Source organism: Tenacibaculum retecalamus (genome assembly GCF_027941755.1).
Lineage (GTDB): Bacteria > Bacteroidota > Bacteroidia > Flavobacteriales > Flavobacteriaceae > Polaribacter > Polaribacter haliotis_B.
Map to the genome: position 1 here is coordinate 1,177,475 of NZ_CP115916.1, position 18,205 is coordinate 1,195,679.

Here is an 18,205-nt window from a genome sequence, read left to right on the forward strand (position 1 = left end):
AGAATTTTATGAGCGCCCATTTTGATTTATCTCTAGAAGAAATGAAGTCTTATGGCTATAAAATAGTAGACCTAATTGCTGAGCATTGGGATACTTTAAAAGATAAAAACCCTGTTACATCTGCGACCCGTAAAGAAATGGATAACCTATTTTTACAAGAAGCTCCTGATAAAGGGATGAAAGCAAACGATGTTTTAGACTTTGTGATGGATAATGTAATACCAAATAGTACTGTTATTTCTCATCCAAAAGCATATTCTTTTGTGCCAGGACCTAGTAATTTTATTAGTACAATGGCCGATAGTTTGGCTACAGGATTTAATGTTTTTTCTGGTGGGTGGGTAGCATCACCAGCAGCTGCTGAGTTAGAAATAGTAACCATGAACTGGCTGTTAAAAATGTTTAATTTTCCTGTTGAAAAAGGAGGAGGTATTTTTACAAGTGGTGGATCAATGGCTAATTTAACAGCATTGGTTACTGCACGTCGTATTAAATGTGGGGATGATTTTTCGAAAGCTGTTATTTACTTATCTGATCAGGCACATTCTTCTAATATTAAAGCAATTCGTGTTTTAGGGTTTAAAAAAGAACAAATCCGAATTTTACCAACAGATATCGAATTTAGGATAAGTATAAACAAACTTAAAAATGCCATAGCAAAAGATAGATTAGAAGGTTTACAACCTTTTTGTTTTATAGCTTCTGCAGGAACCACAAACACCGGAACAGTAGATCCGTTAGATGAAATTGCTGATATTTGTGAAGAAGAAAATTTATGGTTTCATATTGATGGCGCTTATGGTGGAGCCGCAATTTTATCAAAAAAAGGGGCAAAAGCTTTGCGAGGAATCGAAAGAGCAGATTCTTTAACTGTTGATCCGCATAAATGGTTTTATCAACCATATGAAATAGGTTGTTTATTGGTAAAAGATTCTTCTTGGTTGAGTAGTACTTTTAGTGAATCTCCAGAGTATTTAAGAGATATTGAAGGAAATGAATCTGAAATAAATTTTTATGATTACGGTATTCAATTAACACGTAGGTTTAGAGCTTTAAAATTCTATATGTCAATAAAAACGTATGGTTTAGATACTTTTAAAGAAGCAGTAAGCTATAATATTCAGTTGGCAGACAATGTTGAAAAAGTGTTACGAAAGAGTAGAACCTGGGAAATTATTTCTCCTGCAACTTTGGCAGTTATCAACTTTAGATACAATCCTATTGGATTAAATTTATCAGAAAAAGAAATTGATAGTTTAAATCAAGAGATTTCTAAAAAGGTAATGGACTCTAAAGAAGCACTTTTAGTAACTACTATTTTGAATAAACAAGTAGTGTTACGAATGTGTTTAATAAACCCGAAAACGACAATTGATGATGTAAATGAAACATTAACTTTGTGTCATAAATTCGGACAAGAAATTTTAAAGAAGTAAATATAAAGGGAGTTCTTAAAGAGCTCCCTTTTTTATTTTTGAATTTTCTTGAAACTGTTGTTTCATGTACCCTTTTGATTTTCCTTTGGCAATAGAAGCTGTTTGCCATTTATCATTTAAAATCATTTTACCCACATAAGTTATCTGACTAATATGATACGGGTAATGAGCTATTTGTCTAGTAATACTTTCTATAAGTTTATGCTTTTTATTTCTGATATAAATAGGTTGCTCGAAATTAGTTTCATTTAACGAATTCAAAGCCGTAAAAAGACAGTTCCATCCATTTTCCCATTTAGTTAATAATTCATCTTTTGATAAATTTTGAGTTTCAAACTCAGCATCCCTATCTCTAGAATCTTTTTCTCCATCCGAAGTAAAAAAATCTGTCCAACGTGATAACATGTTTTCAGAAAGATGTACAATAATAGAAGCAATGCTGTTACTTTCTTCATTATACTTAAAATGCAATTCTTTTTCTTGTAATTGATCTATAGTTTTATCGGCGACCTCTTTATAAGATTTAAATTGCTTGGTTATATTCTGTAAATATTCTTCTATCATAAAGCACAAAAAAAGGAGCTCTTTATGAGCTCCTTTTTAAATTTATCTATCAATTGTTTGTTTTCTATCGGGTCCTACAGAGACTACTGTTACCGGAACTCCTGTTTCTTTTTCAATAAAAGCAACATACTCCAATAAGTTCTTAGGTAATTGATCTGCTGCAGTCATTTTTGTTAAATCATCTTCCCATCCTTTAAATTCAGTATAATTTACTGAAATGTTTTCAGGTTCGATATTATAAGGTAAGTGTGTTATCTTTTCACCTTTATAGTTATATGATGTACATATTTTTAAGGTATCAAAACCAGAAAGTACATCTCCTTTCATCATCATTAACTTTGTAACACCATTTACATCAACAGCATATTTTAAAGCAACTAAATCTAACCAACCACATCTTCTAGCACGACCTGTAGTAGCACCAAATTCGTGACCAATTCTTGCCATTTCCTCACCATCTTTGTCGAATAATTCGGTAGGAAAAGATCCAGAACCAACACGTGTTGTGTACGCTTTAAATATACCAAATACATCACCAATTCTGTTAGGCGCAATACCTAAACCAGTACAAGCACCAGCAGCAGTTGTATTTGAAGAAGTTACAAACGGATACGTTCCGAAATCGATATCTAATAAAGATCCTTGAGCACCTTCAGCTAAAATTGTTTTTCCTTCTTTTATTGCTGAGTTTAAATATTCTTCAGAATCTATAAACTGTAAAGTTCTTAATTTTTCGATACCTAAATCAAATTCAGCTTCTAATTCATCTAAATCATATTCAACCTGAACATTAAAATAATCAAGCATACTTAAATGCTTCTTAGTTAACGCTCTGTATTTATCTTTCCAGTTGTCTAACTCTAAATCTCCAACACGCATTCCGTTTCTACCGGTTTTGTCCATATAAGTTGGGCCAATTCCTTTTAAAGTAGATCCGATTTTTGCTTTTCCTTTTGAAGTTTCAGAAGCCGCGTCTAATAACCTGTGCGTAGGTAATATTAAATGCGCTTTTCTAGAAATTAATAATTTAGAAGTATAATCGATGTTGTGAACATCTAAATTTTCTAATTCTTTTTTAAAGATAACAGGATCAATTACCACACCATTACCAACTACGTTTAAAGCGGTTTTGTGAAAAATTCCAGAAGGAATTGTGTGTAAAACATGTTTGTTACCATCAAAAATTAAGGTGTGACCAGCGTTTGGACCTCCTTGAAATCGTGCAATAATATCGTAATTACCTGTTAATACATCTACGATTTTACCTTTTCCCTCGTCTCCCCATTGTAATCCGAGTAATAAATCTACTGCCATTTAGTGTGTTATTAAGTGTATTTGTTGTTGTTATTTTGTGTTTCGTTTTGTTCCGTAGAAATAAAGAGAGTGGTTGTGAATATCAATATCAAAAACATCTTCAATTGTTTTTTTGATGATTTGAATTCTTGGGTCGCAAAATTCTTTTACTTCGCCAGAGTCTGTCATAATTAAATGATCGTGATTCTTATCGAAATAACTTTTTTCATAACGAGCCATTGATTGCCCATCGAATTGATGTTTACGAACCAATCCACAGTCTAAAAGTAAATCCATCGTATTGTAAAGCGTTGCTCTACTAACACGATAGTTTTTGTTTTTCATTTTAATATATAAAGATTCAATATCAAAATGTTCTTCAGCAACATATATTTCTTGTAAAATAGCATAACGCTCTGGCGTTTTACGATGCTTGTTTTCTTCTAAAAAAGTAGTGAAAACTTTTTTTACAATTTCTTGATTTTCGGCTGAATTACTCATTATGATTTAAAAATTTACGGACGGACAAATTTACAGTTATTTATTGATAAAAAAACAAGGATATTAAAATGATATTTACAATGTATTAACACGCTCTACTTTTTGTACGCCTTCTAGTTTTTTCATGCTATCGATTAGCTTATTTAATTGCGATTTATTTTGAACGTTTAAGGATAGTTTTCCTTCGAAAACACCATGATCACCAGAAATATTAATACTATTTATAAAAACGTCCATACTATTAGAAATAATTCGTGTAATACTATTTACAATTCCTTTATTATCTATTCCTGATAGAAGTATAATTGCGGTAAACTCTTGTTTTGTAGAGTCTATCCACTTGGCAAGCATGATTCTGTAGGCGTAATTAGATTGTAAAGATATTGCATTGGGGCAATCGTTTTTATGTACTTTTATACCTTCGTTAATGGTTACAAAACCAAAAACTTTATCTCCTGGAATAGGAGAGCAGCATTTTGCTAAGGTATAATCTAAAGTTTGTTCGTCTTTACCAAAAACTAATGCATCATATTTATGGGTAACTTCTTCTTTTCCTGAAATTCCACTAGAATTACGGCGAAAAGTATTTTTAATAAAGCCCATTATTAAACCACTTCGTTGGGCAACAAACTCTTTTAGTTGTGTGTTGTCTATAGCGCCATTACCAATTCTAAAAAATAAATCGAAACTGGTTTTTAAACCGAAATAACTAGCAAGTTCATTAATTATTTTTTCACCAGAACCAATTTTTAAATGGCGTAGTTTTCTTAATAAAATAGCCTTTCCTTCTTCAGCAATTATTTTTTCTTCTGCTTTTAAGGCTGATTTGATTTTTGTACGTGCTCTAGCGGTTAAAACAAAATCTAACCAACGTACATTAGGTTTGTTGTTACTAGCTGTAAGCACTTGTACTTGATCTCCACTTTTTAGCGTATAACTTAAAGGTACTAATTTACCGTTTACTTTGGCTCCTCTACATTTTAAACCAACATCGGTGTGTACAGAAAAAGCAAAATCTAAAGCAGATGCTCCTTTCGGTAAGGATTTTAAATCGCCTTTAGGCGTAAAAACATATATTTCTTTAGCGTATAAATTAAGCTTAAAATCTTCTACAAAATCTACTGCATCTGCACTGTGGTTTTCTAAGGTTTCTTTTAAACGATTTAACCAACCATCAAGTCCATTTTCTTGCACTTTACCTTGTTTGTATTTAAAATGTGCAGCATAACCTTTTTCAGCAATTTCATCCATTCTTTCAGAACGGACTTGTACTTCTACCCATCTTGCTTGTGCACCAATAACTGTAATATGTAAGGCTTCATAACCTGTTGATTTAGGTTGGGAAATCCAATCTCGCAAACGCGCAGGGTTTGGTTTAAAGAAGTCGGTTACGATAGAGTATATCTTCCAAGCATCAAATTTTTCATCACCAGATGTTGGTTCGTAAATAATACGGATAGCAAATTTATCATATACTTCATCGAAGGTTACATTTTGTTTTTGCATCTTTCTTCTAATAGAAAAAATGGATTTAAAACGTCCTTTAATTTCATATTTAAAACCTTCTTTATCTAAAGCTTCGTTAAGTATTCCTGTAAAAGTATCAATATATTTCTGTTGGTCGTCTTTACTATCTTTTATTTTAATTAAGATGTCTTTGTAAACTTCAGGTTCTGTATATTTTAAACCTAAATCTTCAAGTTCTGTTTTAATGTTGTACAAACCTAAACGGTGGGCTAAAGGCGCATATATGTACAATGTTTCAGAAGCTATTTTTACTTGCTTATGAGGTGGCATTGCATCCATTGTTTGCATATTGTGCAAACGGTCGGCAATTTTAATTAAAATCACTCTTACATCATCATGTAGAGTAAGCAACATTTTTCTGAAATTTTCTGCTTGTATAGAAAAATCTTGTTCTTTTTTTAAGCTAGATATTTTGGTAAGTCCGCTAACGATACGTGCAATGTTTTCACCAAATAAACGCTCCATATCATCAATGGTGTAATGCGTGTCTTCAACAACATCATGAAGTAGCGCAGCAGCAATAGAAGTAGCTCCTAAACCTATTTCGTAAGCAACAATTTTAGCAACAGCTATTGGATGAAAAATATAAGGTTCACCAGTTTTTCTACGTTGTTCTGAATGTGCTTCTACAGCAATATCAAAAGCTTTACGTATTAATTTTTTATCCTCGTCGGATAGGGTTTGATAGGTTCCTTTTAATAAATCTTTATATCTGTGGGCTATTTCTTTATTCTCTTCTTCTATCGTTGCATTATAACTCATACGCTTAAAGCTCTTTTGTTAGATGTGTTTCAAAATAAAAATAGTGTAAAGAATTTTACTGAGCAAGTTTTAAAGAGAAATGTTTAAGACTAATTTATGAATGATAAAAACTTAGCGTTTGTTTTTTTGATTGGAAGTTTACTTCATCTTTTTTTAAGTAAAGTATATAAAAGAATAAAAAACATTAAAGTTATAAATATCAGGTGGTTTTCCTACAAGTTATATTAATTTAAAAAGATACATTTGTTGTATAATTCAGAGGTAATAAGGCTTTAAAACATGTAAGTCCCCCTGAAATATCATTCAATATGATATTTGAATCTCCGACTTTTTTATAAAGTCGGAGATTCTTTTTTTACTTTCAGGCAACCTTTTTTACAATCTTCTAGTCTTTATATTTGTAGACAAGTAAATTAACTATTTGAATTGAAAATTATCCAGTTACATAAAAAAGAAGCTGTACTAATAAAAAGAGCAAGCGAGCAAAACAGAGAAGCTCAGCAATTATTGTTTGAACAGTATTCACCTAAAATGTTAGGTGTTTGTAGGCAATATGTAAAAGATATGCATCATGCAGAAGATTTAATGCTTTCAGGGTTTTTAAAAGTATTTACAAAATTACACACCTTTAAAAATGAAGGAAGTTTTGAAGGTTGGATTCGTAAAATAATAGTAAACACTTGTCTTACATATCTAAATAAAAAAAATCCTATTCAATTAACAGATGAAGAATTTGTTTTTAATGATGCGGCTACTGAAAGTTTAGAGAATACTTCGGTAGATGATATTCAAAAATTGATAGACAAATTACCCGAAGGATACAAACTAGTTTTTAATTTATATGCTATCGAAGGATACAAACATGCTGAAATATCAAAAAAATTAAATATTTCAGAAGGTACCTCTAAATCGCAATTGTTTAAAGCTAGAAAATGGTTGCAAGAAAGTTATATAAAAACAAATCAGATTGAAAATGCAGAAAAATAATATAGATACACATTTTGCTGATAAGTTAAAGGATAGAGAAATAAATCCATCAATATCAGCCTGGGAACGTTTGAGTGTTCAGTTAGATAAAGAGCAGCAAAAGAAAAAAAGGAAACGATTTATCTATTTAAGTTATGCAGCTAGTATTGCGGTGTTAATTAGTATTAGTTTTTTTTACGAAAGCAATGATAATATTGTAAATATCGAAAACACCATAGTTAATGCTTCTTTAGATACGCTAAAAATAAAGGATATTAATTTACATGAAATATCACCAATTGAAGAAGCTACTGTTAATAAAGATAAAACAGTTATAGATAACGAAACTCCATCAAAAAGCATTGAAAAACGAGCAGTTAAGAAGTATAGAAGAGCTACAGAAAGTGTAATGGCAATTGTAGAAAAGACTCCTTTAGATAAAGAAAAAGATGCTTTAATAGATGAGGAAAGAGAAGTTATATCAGTTGTAAATATTCAAAAAAATAAAGTTGCAAGACCAAGAATAAAGGTTAATAGTGATGATTTATTGTTTGCTGTAACGCACTCAAAACAAGAAGTAAAAGAATATTACGCTGCCTATAAAATAAAAAGAAAAGATATGTTGGATACGATTCAAAAAGAATTGATAAGATCTAACTTAAAAATAAATCCTGAAACAATTTTAGCAGAAGTAGAGTACGACATTGAAGAGGCAGATTTTAAGCAAAACTTTATGCAGAAATTCAAATCAAAAATGTCAGATGTAATTGTTGCAATTGCAGATAGAAATAAATAAGCGCTTACTAATTATCGATAATTAGAATCACCCAATTTTACCGTTTAATTTAAAATTTAAAAACCATGAAAAGAATACTACTATTAGTGTTGTTAGTAACAACTATAGCCCAGTCTCAAGTAAAAACATTTGAAAATGAAGTGCAAAAAATATCTAGAAAAATTGATAAAATAACAAAAGAGCAAAAAGACTCATTAAAGGTTAAAATAAAAGAAATTAATTTTAAGCTAACAGAAAATGAGCTTACAAATGCTGAAGCCACTTCCTTAAAAAAGGAAGCTGCAGTATATCATGCTTCTCAAATTGAAAAAAGTGTAAGTTTTCAAGAACAAATGTTGCAACAATTAGTACAAGATAAAACCGAAGGAAAAGTTGTAAGTAATGATGATATTGAAGAAGAAAATACTTTTAAAATAGGAGGAACCACTTTTAAATTAAGTTTGTCAGAAAAAGATAAAAAGAAGAAAAAGTACCGAGAAAGTAAGCGAACAACTACTCAGTTTGTTTTTGCATTGGGTGTAAATAATGTTCTAACAAATAACGAATTTAACTCATTAAATAATTCGGATTATAAGTTTTGGCAATCGCATTTTTATGAAGTTGGTTTTACCTGGAAAACGCGTATTTCTAAACAACCCTCAAAAACATATTTTAAATACGGACTTTCTTTTCTTTGGAATAATTTAAGAGCTGAAAATAACGAATACCATACTATAAATGGTAAGGAAACGGTTTTAAGTGAGCACGTAAATAAGTTAAGCGAAAGTAGGTTGCGTCATGTACAAATGACTTTTCCGATGCACTTAGAATTCGATTTTTCAAAAAACAAAAAATACGCTGACAATAAAGTTGTTGATAGAACACATGAAGCTATTCGTTTCGGACTAGGAGGTTTCTTTGGTTTTAAATTAGGAACTCGACAATATTTAGAATACAAAAATGCAGAAGGAGTAAGTGTAGAAGAGCTTCAAAAAGCAAGTTTTAATACAAATACTATTAATTATGGCTTAAGTGCTTATTTTGCTTATAAAGGTTGTGGGTTATACGCAAAATATGATTTGAATCCGTTGTTTAAAAATACAGAAACAAGAAATCTTTCATTAGGATTGCGATTTGATATTAATTAACAAAAAAAGGAGAAGTTTTAAACTTCTCCTTTTTTGTTTTCTTCCCATTCTTGGCGTAAATCACCAGAAAGTTTTCCTGTTCCATCGTGTTTCCATCCAGGAGGTTTTAAAAAGTATAAAATTCTTTTACCTAAAGATGTTTTGCTAGTAAAAACATCTTTTAATAGGTTATACCATTCTATATATGCTATTTTAATAGGATTGTGAGTATTAATGTTGGTAACCAATCCGTATACAGGTTTTTCAACTTCAGGTTCAAAAGTACCAAAGAGTCTATCCCAAATAATAAAAATTCCAGCATGATTTCTATCTAAATACTGCGGATTCGTAGCGTGATGTACTCTGTGATGACTTGGCGTATTAAAAATAGCTTCAAACCATTTCGGTAATTTTTTAATAAGCTCGGTATGAATCCAATATTGATATAATAAGCTAATACTCATTTGCGTTAAAATCATTAACGGATGAAACCCAATAAGCGCTAACGGAGCCCAAAAAATAAACGTATAAAAGCTCCCAGACCAAGTTTGGCGTAAAGCAGTACTTAAATTATATTTTGTAGAGGAGTGATGCACTACGTGACTTGCCCAGAACAACCTGCTTTCATGTGCGATTCTATGATTCCAATAATACACAAAATCTTCAGCAAATAATAAGATAATCCACGACCACCATATAAAAGGTATTGTAAACACTCTGTAATTGTATAATAAAGTAAAAATAGCAAATACAACACCTTTGGTAAATAAACCAATAGCTACATTGCCTAAACCCATTGTTATAGAAGTAGCAGCATCTTTAAATTCGTAACCTTCTAACTTTACTTTTACTGTAATTATTACTTCAATAATAACCGTTAGTATAAAGAAAGGAATAGCGTAGTGAATTAAGTTAGGGATTTCAGGAATTTGCATACAAATAGTTTAATTACAATAATACATAAAAAAACATATATTATTTTTAGCAACAAGAGATTGTTTACCCAATGAAAAACAGTATATTTGCAAACTTAAAATAAATTTTAAACAATTTAATTATGAATCATTACGAAACTGTTTTCATTTTGAATCCCGTTTTATCTGAAACTCAGATAAAGGAGACAGTAAAGAAGTTTGAGGACTACTTACTATCTAAAGGTGCAGAAATGATTTCTAAAGAAGATTGGGGCTTAAAAAAATTAGCTTACCCAATTGAAAAGAAAAAAAGTGGATTTTACCACTTATTAGACTACAAAGTAGCTGGAGATGCTATTACTCCTTTTGAATTAGAATTCAGAAGAGATGATAGTGTTATGCGTTATTTAACTGTAAGGTTAGACAAGCATGCTGAAGCGTGGGCTGAAAAAAGAAGAGAACGTGTTAAATCTGCAAAAAAGTAAGAAATGGCGTCAACTACAATAGAACAACAATCAAAAGGAAATAAGCAAGGTGAAGTACGTTACTTAACTCCGCTTGATATCGAAACAAAAAAAGAAGCTAAGTACTGTCGTTTTAAAAAGAACGATATTAAGTACATCGATTATAAAGATGCAGACTTCTTAATGTATTTAGTAAACGCACAAGGTAAAATTTTACCAAGACGTTTAACAGGAACATCATTAAAATATCAACGTAAAGTTGCACAAGCTATTAAAAGAGCTCGTCATTTAGCTTTAATGCCATACGTTGGTGATTTATTAAAATAATAAAGAAGTAGAGACATGGAATTGATACTAAAACAAGACGTAGAAAATTTAGGTTTTAAAGACGATGTTGTAACTGTAAAGAATGGTTATGGTCGTAACAGCCTAATTCCTAAAGGGTTTGCAATATTAGCTACTTCTTCAGCTAAAAAAGTATTAGCTGAAAATTTAAAGCAACGTGCTTTTAAAGAAGCTAAATTAGTAGAAGACGCTAGTAAAGTGGCTGAAACTATTAAAGGATATGAATTAAAAATTACTTCTAAAGTAGGTTCTGGTGATAAGTTATTTGGTTCAGTAAACAACATTAATGTTGCTGAAGCTTTAACTAAAGCTGGTACTGTAATTGATAAGAAATATATCAAAGTTACTGGAGGTAGTGTAAAAAGATTAGGTAAATATAACGCTGCTGTACGTTTACACAGAGCTGTAGTTGCTGATATCGTATTTGAAGTTGTTGCTGAAAAGTAAGACTTTAAAATAGTTATAATAAAAAGCCTACTCAACGAGTAGGCTTTTTTATGGTTAAAACTCTTTGATGTAAAGAGTTAAATAGCTGTGTTTGTTGAAAAAAGGGGGTTTACCTACCTTTTTAACTGAAAATAAGTGCCATATTTGTAGTGTAATTGAAGTTAGGGGACTTTATTACAGTACTTTAAAATATAGTCTATTGAGGGGTTGATTATATTTTAGATAAACTCTGATCTGTTAAGATCAGAGTTTTTTTATAGTTTAATATCTTCTTGATTTCTAAGAATATCTTCTATAGTCTCTCTTTTTCTTATCAAATAATCTTTGCCTTTGTAAATCATAACTTCCGCTGGCTTAAATCTTGAATTGTAATTAGAAGCCATTGAGTAACAATATGCACCAGCATTGTGGAAGCATAAAATATCTTCTTCAGAAATTTCATTAATTCGTCTGTTAGACCCAAAAGTATCAGTTTCGCATATATAACCTACAATGCTATAAAAACGTTCTCTCCCTTTCGGATTAGATAGGTTTTCTATATAATGGTATGAATTATAAAGCATCGGACGTAATAAGTGATTCATTCCACTATCAATACCTGCAAAAACAGTAGAAGTTGTTTGTTTTATAACATTTACTTTTGCTAAAAAATATCCACATTCACTTACTAAAAACTTACCTGGTTCAAACATTAAGGTAACATTTTTACCGTATTCTTTACAAAATTTATTAAATCGATCAGATAATTTTTCACCTAATTCAACAATATCAGTAGAAATATCATCTTTTTTATAGGGCACTTTAAAACCACTACCAAAATCAATGAAATCGATATTTTTAAATTGCTTAGCAACGTCAAATAAAATATCAGAAGCTCTAATAAAGGTGTCAATATCTAAAATATCAGATCCTGTGTGCATGTGAATACCGTTAATACGCATTCCTGTATTTTCAACAACTCTTTTTATATGCGGAACTTGGTGTATTGAAATTCCGAATTTAGAATCTATATGTCCAACAGAAATATTACTATTTCCACCAGCCATTATATGTGGGTTTATACGAATACAAACAGGAACCTTAGGATGTTTTTGTCCAAATAATTCAAGTATCGACAAATTATCAATATTAATTTGAATTCCCAATTTAGCCACTTCTTCAATTTCTTGTAAAGAAACACCATTAGGAGTATAAATTATATCCTTAGGGTTAAACCCTGCATGCAAGCCTAGTTTTACTTCTTGAATAGAAACAGTATCTAATCCACTTTTTAGTGTATTAAAAACCTTTAAAATATTAACATTAGATAATGCTTTAACAGCATAATTTAATTTTAAACTTTTAACCTTAGAAAAAGCTGCTGTTATATTTTTATACTGATGTATTATTTTTTCAGTATCGTATACATAAAGTGGAGAACCATACTTGTTGGCTAAATTTAATAATTCTTCTCTATTCATTTTTATCTATTATTTGAAGTGTCAAATGTAACGAAGCATTGTTTTTTGTGAAATTATTTATAAGAAATATACAAATCTTGTTTTTTTGTAGAAAAAAAGGTTGTTATCAGAATTTTAAAAGGTGGTTTTCCTAAACAAAGAATTTTAAAAATGATACATATTTGTAGTGAAATAAAAATAAGGGGATTTATTTCAATTTAGATGATATTTTCTGTAAGGGGATAAAATATCATTATAAACAAAGCTCTAGTGTGTAACACTAGAGCTTTCGTTTGTTTTTTATCTTGTTCTGTTTTATAAAAGGTGTTTTTCCTTTGAATTATATACCAAAAAAGTGTCATTTTTGTAATGAAATAAAAAGTTAAGGGGTTTTATTTCAATCTTTATGATATTTTCTATAGGGGTAGATAATATCATAAAAAAAACTCTAGCTAATGCTAGAGTTTTTTTTGAGATATTATAAACTTACTATTTATTTTCTATTGAATGTTTGCTAAAGCTTTTTCCGTTTACTTTAGTGTACTTAGAGTCTATATCATAAGCAACATCCATATTAGTAATATTAAAATCACCAGATACTTTAGCATATTTTATATTTAAATCTTCGTTAAACTTTGCATTTTTAAAAGAAACTCCATTATTAAACTCGGTGTATTTAAAAATAGCACTTTCATTAAAAACTGAATTAGCAAAACTTACATATTGTTTAAAATTGACATATTTAAATGTTGCAGGTTCCTCAAAGAAAGTATTTTTAAAAGAAATACCTCTCTCGAACTTGGCATATTTAAAAGTAGAGTCATCGTTGAATTTAGTATTTGAAAAATCAGTATTTCTTTCAAAATCAGAATATTTAAACATGGCTTTTTGTTTAAAAGTACAGTCCTTAAATATTACTTCGTCTTCAAAATTTGCAATAAATGTATAACCACTTTTTTCATGAGGAATATATGCTAATACATCATCATTAAAAGTGCAATTAACAAATGATACTTTATTAGTAATTTGTTTTTCTATAGTATTAGAGCCACCGTTATTCCACCAGCTTTTCCTTTTTGGTAATTTAGGTAGCGCTTCATTCATAAAAGTAAAGTCTAACACGCCTTTAATAGTAGCGTTAGAAATAGTTACTGATTTACCATTTTTTACATCTTTAATAATATCCGAAGCATTTACTATTTTTTGCGCATAGGTAGTTAAGCATAATAAAACGGCAATAAATGTAATTGTATTTTTCATGTTTTTGTTTTTGTAGTATACTTAATAGACAAATATTTGTTTTACTTGTGACACTATTATAAAGAAAAACAGCATTTAGTTGCCTAAATGCTGTTTTAAATATGTTTTTAAGAAAAGTTTTAGTTGTTTACTGAATCACTTAAGCCAGCACCCGCTTTAAACTTTACTACGTTTTTAGCAGCAATTTGAATTTCTTTTCCTGTTTGAGGGTTTCTACCAGTTCTAGCAGCTCTTTCAGAAACAGACCAAGTTCCCCATCCAACTAATGCAACTTTGTTACCTGACTTTAAAGACTTAGTAACGTTAGAAGTTAAAGAGTCTAATGCAGCTTTAGCATTAGCTTTAGAAATTCCTGCGTCAGCAGCCATTGCATCGATTAAATCTGATTTGTTCATAATTTTAATAAGTTTTAAAAATTAATTATTTGTTTTTCGCTAAATAGCTCAACAAATATAGTAGGAATGCGGTACCATGCAAGTTTTGACTCTGAAAAAAAGCTTATTTGTTAATAAGTAGGTTGCAATTGTTAATAACCACGGTCGTTTTTTACCATAAAACGTTAAAACCTTATAAATAGAGGGCTACAGCGCTTTTGCTTCTTTATCGAATTGAAAACCGTTTAACAAACTTTTAGCATCCATTAATTTTTTACCAGAAATCTTAATTTCATCAACAATAAGAAAACCATCTTTTACAGCAATTTTTAATTCCTTTTTAGAAGTAATAACTGTTCCGTTTGTAAATTCATGGGCAGAAAATTCTTTTGTTACTCCATATATTTTAGCTGAAATTTCTTCTTCACCGTTTTTTATAGTTGTCCAAGCAGCAGGGTATGGGTTTAAGCCACGAATATGATTGTAAATATCGTTTAAAGATTTATCCCAATCTATTTTACAATTATGAGGAAACAGTTTATGAGCAGGTTTCTCCTCTAATTCGGGCTGTTTTGTGGTATTTACATCTCCAGTGGCTATTAAGTCTAAAGTATCAGCAACTAAGCCTGCACCTAGATGCATTAATCGGTCGTGTAACTCACCAACAATTTCATTTTCTTTAATAGTCACTTCTTTTTGTAAGATAATTTCACCAGTATCAATTTTATCATCAATAAAAAAAGTAGTAACACCTGTTTTGGTTTCTCCATTAATAAGTGCCCAGTTAATAGGAGCAGCTCCACGGTATTCAGGTAATAAAGATGCATGTAGATTAAAAGTACCATATTCCGGCATTGACCAAACAGCTTTTGGTAACATTCTAAAAGCAACCACTATTTGTAAATTAGCATTCCAATCTTTTAAAGCATCCTGAAATTCTTCATTTTTTAAATTGGTAGGTTGAAGAATAGGAAGGTTTTGAGACAACGCATACTTTTTTACCGCAGATTGATTAAGCTTACGACCTCTACCAGCAGGTTTATCTGCAGCAGTAATTACACCAACTACATTATAATTATTTTCGATAAGGTGTTGTAAAATGGTCACTGCAAAATCGGGTGTTCCCATAAAAACGATGCGTAAATCTCTCATTTATAAAAAGTATTTATTATTAATAGCGTTTATTTTTTCTTCGGATAAAAGCGTGCGCAAAAGTATTAAAATGTTTGCTTCTTTTTCGTTTAGATGTGTACTGATTTCGTATGCTGTTAAGGTTTTATATTCTTGCAATAAATTAAGAATATCAGCCGGTTTTATAACAATGTTTTGTTTTGCTTGCAAGCAAATATCGCAAATACCGCATTCTTTATTACTAGTTTCATTAAAGTAATGTAACAATTGTACACTTCTGCAAACGTTATTTTTTTTAATAAACGCTAATAAATCATCATTTTTTTGTTTTTTTTGACCTAAATACAAACGGATGTTTTTAGAAACACGATTTACAGTTGTATCGTCTTCTCTAGGATGCAGAAAAAATAATTCTGAATTATTGGTTGCTTGGTTGTATTCAAGCATTTCTTTTTCAGCCATTCGTTCTAATTCCTCAATAACACGCGAAGAAGTAACACCTACTTTTTTAGCGATATAAAACTCATCAATTTTTACCAGGTTTTCAAAAACACCACCATACAAGCGTAATAATGTTTGTACAAAGTTTTTAGAAGATGGATTTTGTTGAGAGTACAGCAAAATTTGTTTACTTGAAACTAAAAATTGAATGGTAGATTTTTGTTGAAAATTAGAATTTAATTCTATGATTCCGTTACTATTTAATATCTGTAAAGCGTTGTAGGTTTTATTAGGAATTAACTTGTATTTACTGCAAAATTCTAAAAAGTTAAAATCGAAAGCAGTTTCTATAAGTTCTCCTTTGGCAATTTGAAAATGTTGATATAACTTTCGATGTACCAGTTTTATATCTTCAATAATAGGTAGCGATTTCTCTAATAACTCTTTACTAAGTTTAATATCGTTATCATTTGTTAGAACAACAGAAAAAGCTTTGTTACCATTTCGTCCGCCACGACCAGCTTCTTGAATATAATTTTCTATAGATCCTGGAAGGTTTAAGTGAATAACAACCCGAACATTGGGTTTGTCTATTCCCATACCAAAAGCGTTTGTAGCAACAATAATTGGTGTTTTTTCGGTCATCCAACTATCAAAAGAAAGTTGTTTTTCTAAACTTGTTAATCCGCCGTGATAAAAAGTGCTTTTAAAACCATTTGCATTTAAATAAGCACTAATTTCTTTGGTTTTAATTCTAGCGTTTACATAAACAATTGCTGGTGCTTTTGTTTTAGTAAAAATCTGATGTAGTTTACGGAGTTTGTCATCCGTTTTAAAAATTTGATACGCTAGATTTTCTCTATAAAAAGATTTTTTAAAAACCGTAGGATTTTCTAAGCCTAAAGAAACTATAATATCATCAATAACTTTTTTGGTAGCTGTTGCTGTTAAAGCAATAATATTTGTTGTTGGATGTAGTTCTTTTAAAAGAGCTATATGCTGATAAGAAGGACGAAAATCGTGTCCCCACTCAGAAATACAATGCGCTTCATCAATTGCAATTAAATTTACCTCTAATTGCTTTATTTTTTCTTGAATAAAACGAGATTGTAAGCGCTCGGGAGAAATATATAAGAACTTTATTTTTCCGAAACGGATATTATCAAAAAGTGTAATAATATCATCTTGGGAGCTTCCAGAAGGAATAACGGTAGCTTTTACGTCTTTAGCAACAAGACTTTCTACTTGGTCTTGCATTAATGCTATTAATGGCGAAATAACAATACAAACACCATCATTTATTAAAGCAGGAACTTGAAAACAAATAGATTTACCGCCACCTGTGGGTAATAAAGCGATGGTATCTTTTTTTTCTAATACAGCCGCTATAATTTCTTGCTGCGGAGCTCTAAAAGAAGTGTGTCCCCAATAATGTTTTAATATGTTTATGGATGCTTCATACATCGTTTTATAACGATTGTAAAATAAAATCGCAACGTTTTTTTATAGTTCCGAAAGGAACATTTATAATTTCATATCCTATTTCTTTATAGGCAGCTTTTAAATAAGTATCAATTTTTACAGCTTGTTCGTAGCTTTCGTAGCGCTCATTATCTGATCTGTAAATTTTCTGCCATGGAGCACACATAAATACTTTCGTATATAAATATTGATCACTTTTTTCTCTGTAAATAGGAGGGTATTCATTTCCTAAATAATTCATGTATGCATGTACGTCAGGAATCCCTCTATCAAAAAAAACAATATCGGTATTACTTTTTTCAGCTTCTAAATATTGTTGTTCTCTACCTTCTAATAACATTTGACTAAAAAGCAAGGGTTGTTCTAAAAACAATTGATCTATTCCTTCTTTTTGAGCTTTAAGTATTACTTCTCTCGAAATTTCAGGCATACAATTATATCCTTGATTTATAAGCTCTCTTAAAATTGAAGATTTCCCCGTACCTGATCCTCCTATTAAAACTATTTTTTGTTGCATGATGCAAAAATATAAGTTTCAAACTATAAATGTAATAAATAGTGTAATTTTGTGCTGTATCATTTTAAGGTTGCCTTAATTGATGCATATTATTTTTTAGAAAAAAGATTTATAAAGCATTATGTCAGATAGAGAAGCATTTTATATTAAGTTAAAAGGTCAGTTAGAAGATACCACTACATTCCCAAGTAAATATTTATATAAATTTATTGTGCCAACAGATGAAAATCAGGTAGAAGAGGTAAAGAACTTATTTGATAAAGGTGGTGCCGTTATTGAGACTAAAAAATCTAAAACAGGTAAATACAATAGTCTTTCTATTTTTTTAAATGTAAAAAGTGCTGACGAAGTAATTGCTTATTACAAAAAAGCAGACGTTATTAAAGGAATTATTTCTTTATAAAAAGAACAAGATATTTTAAATTTAAAAACATTTAATC

General features: G+C 30.2%; 19 protein-coding genes. 8 read left to right on the forward strand and 11 right to left on the reverse strand.

The window, feature by feature from the left end:
* Nucleotides 1-8 precede the first annotated feature (8 nt).
* Nucleotides 9-1,436, forward strand: coding sequence for a pyridoxal phosphate-dependent decarboxylase family protein (locus PG912_RS05690; protein ID WP_275688812.1), 1,428 nt, complete (start codon nucleotides 9-11; stop codon nucleotides 1,434-1,436).
* 15 nt (nucleotides 1,437-1,451) lie between these two features.
* Here the strand turns inward: PG912_RS05690 and PG912_RS05695 are convergent, their stop codons facing one another.
* From PG912_RS05695 to PG912_RS05710, 4 genes are all read right to left on the reverse strand, one after another.
* Nucleotides 1,452-2,000, reverse strand: a complete 549-nt coding sequence (locus PG912_RS05695) for a DUF1572 family protein (protein WP_275688813.1) — start codon at nucleotides 1,998-2,000, stop codon at nucleotides 1,452-1,454.
* 42 nt (nucleotides 2,001-2,042) lie between these two features.
* Nucleotides 2,043-3,314, reverse strand: coding sequence for an adenylosuccinate synthase (locus PG912_RS05700; RefSeq protein ID WP_275688814.1), 1,272 nt, complete (start codon nucleotides 3,312-3,314; stop codon nucleotides 2,043-2,045).
* Nucleotides 3,315-3,344: 30 nt separating this feature from the next.
* Nucleotides 3,345-3,794, reverse strand: coding sequence for a Fur family transcriptional regulator (locus PG912_RS05705; RefSeq protein ID WP_218772295.1), 450 nt, complete (start codon nucleotides 3,792-3,794; stop codon nucleotides 3,345-3,347).
* Nucleotides 3,795-3,869: 75 nt separating this feature from the next.
* The gene (locus PG912_RS05710) at nucleotides 3,870-6,083 is read right to left on the reverse strand and encodes a RelA/SpoT family protein (protein ID WP_275688815.1); all 2,214 of its coding nucleotides are present in this window, start codon (nucleotides 6,081-6,083) and stop codon (nucleotides 3,870-3,872) included.
* Between the two features lie 426 nt (nucleotides 6,084-6,509).
* Between PG912_RS05710 and PG912_RS05715 the strand changes: the two genes are divergently transcribed.
* The 3 genes from PG912_RS05715 to PG912_RS05725 all read left to right on the forward strand — a co-directional run bounded on the left by PG912_RS05715 (nucleotide 6,510) and on the right by PG912_RS05725 (nucleotide 8,972).
* Nucleotides 6,510-7,070 carry an RNA polymerase sigma factor gene (locus PG912_RS05715; RefSeq protein ID WP_275688816.1) on the forward strand — a complete coding sequence of 187 codons (561 nt, stop codon included), beginning with the start codon at nucleotides 6,510-6,512 and terminating at the stop codon, nucleotides 7,068-7,070.
* Nucleotides 7,051-7,845 (forward strand): hypothetical protein, encoded by a 795-nt coding sequence (locus tag PG912_RS05720; RefSeq protein WP_275688817.1) that lies wholly within the window; start codon nucleotides 7,051-7,053, stop codon nucleotides 7,843-7,845. Before PG912_RS05715 ends, PG912_RS05720 begins: the two co-directional genes overlap by 20 nt.
* A 65-nt stretch (nucleotides 7,846-7,910) precedes the next feature.
* On the forward strand, nucleotides 7,911-8,972 hold the full coding sequence (locus PG912_RS05725; RefSeq protein ID WP_275688818.1) for a hypothetical protein: 1,062 nt from the start codon (nucleotides 7,911-7,913) through the stop codon (nucleotides 8,970-8,972).
* 17 nt (nucleotides 8,973-8,989) lie between these two features.
* Here the strand turns inward: PG912_RS05725 and PG912_RS05730 are convergent, their stop codons facing one another.
* A complete protein-coding gene (locus tag PG912_RS05730; protein WP_275688819.1) occupies nucleotides 8,990-9,886 on the reverse strand; it encodes a sterol desaturase family protein in 897 nt (298 codons plus the stop codon).
* Between the two features lie 122 nt (nucleotides 9,887-10,008).
* Here PG912_RS05730 and rpsF point away from each other — a divergent pair, with 122 nt between their 5' ends.
* Genes rpsF through rplI form a run of 3 tightly spaced genes read left to right on the forward strand, consistent with a single transcriptional unit; the run spans nucleotide 10,009 to nucleotide 11,121 of the window.
* On the forward strand, nucleotides 10,009-10,350 hold the full coding sequence (rpsF, locus tag PG912_RS05735; protein ID WP_218772301.1) for a 30S ribosomal protein S6: 342 nt from the start codon (nucleotides 10,009-10,011) through the stop codon (nucleotides 10,348-10,350).
* A gap of 3 nt (nucleotides 10,351-10,353) precedes the next feature.
* The gene (gene rpsR / locus PG912_RS05740; protein ID WP_218772302.1) at nucleotides 10,354-10,656 is read left to right on the forward strand and encodes a 30S ribosomal protein S18; all 303 of its coding nucleotides are present in this window, start codon (nucleotides 10,354-10,356) and stop codon (nucleotides 10,654-10,656) included.
* A 15-nt stretch (nucleotides 10,657-10,671) separates the two neighbouring features.
* Entirely contained in the window at nucleotides 10,672-11,121 is a 450-nt protein-coding gene (gene rplI / locus PG912_RS05745; protein WP_260585782.1) for a 50S ribosomal protein L9, read from the forward strand.
* A 254-nt stretch (nucleotides 11,122-11,375) separates the two neighbouring features.
* Here rplI and lysA read toward each other — a convergent pair whose 3' ends face one another.
* The 6 genes from lysA to PG912_RS05775 form a co-directional block, all read right to left on the reverse strand.
* Complete coding sequence (gene lysA, locus PG912_RS05750) at nucleotides 11,376-12,581, reverse strand: diaminopimelate decarboxylase (protein ID WP_275688820.1); 1,206 nt, start codon at nucleotides 12,579-12,581, stop codon at nucleotides 11,376-11,378.
* A 468-nt stretch (nucleotides 12,582-13,049) separates the two neighbouring features.
* The gene (locus PG912_RS05755; RefSeq protein WP_275688821.1) at nucleotides 13,050-13,820 is read right to left on the reverse strand and encodes a pentapeptide repeat-containing protein; all 771 of its coding nucleotides are present in this window, start codon (nucleotides 13,818-13,820) and stop codon (nucleotides 13,050-13,052) included.
* Between the two features lie 119 nt (nucleotides 13,821-13,939).
* Entirely contained in the window at nucleotides 13,940-14,215 is a 276-nt protein-coding gene (locus PG912_RS05760; protein ID WP_218772720.1) for an HU family DNA-binding protein, read from the reverse strand.
* Nucleotides 14,216-14,401: 186 nt separating this feature from the next.
* Entirely contained in the window at nucleotides 14,402-15,346 is a 945-nt protein-coding gene (fmt, locus tag PG912_RS05765; protein WP_275688822.1) for a methionyl-tRNA formyltransferase, read from the reverse strand.
* Entirely contained in the window at nucleotides 15,347-17,230 is a 1,884-nt protein-coding gene (locus PG912_RS05770) for a RecQ family ATP-dependent DNA helicase (protein WP_275688823.1), read from the reverse strand.
* Nucleotides 17,231-17,234: 4 nt separating this feature from the next.
* Nucleotides 17,235-17,765: an ATP-binding protein gene (locus PG912_RS05775; protein WP_275688824.1), complete on the reverse strand. Its 531-nt coding sequence runs from the start codon at nucleotides 17,763-17,765 to the stop codon at nucleotides 17,235-17,237.
* A 121-nt stretch (nucleotides 17,766-17,886) separates the two neighbouring features.
* On the opposite strand from PG912_RS05775, the gene PG912_RS05780 reads away from it, so the two are divergent.
* Nucleotides 17,887-18,168, forward strand: a complete 282-nt coding sequence (locus PG912_RS05780) for a DUF493 family protein (protein WP_275688825.1) — start codon at nucleotides 17,887-17,889, stop codon at nucleotides 18,166-18,168.
* Nucleotides 18,169-18,205: the final 37 nt, after the last annotated feature.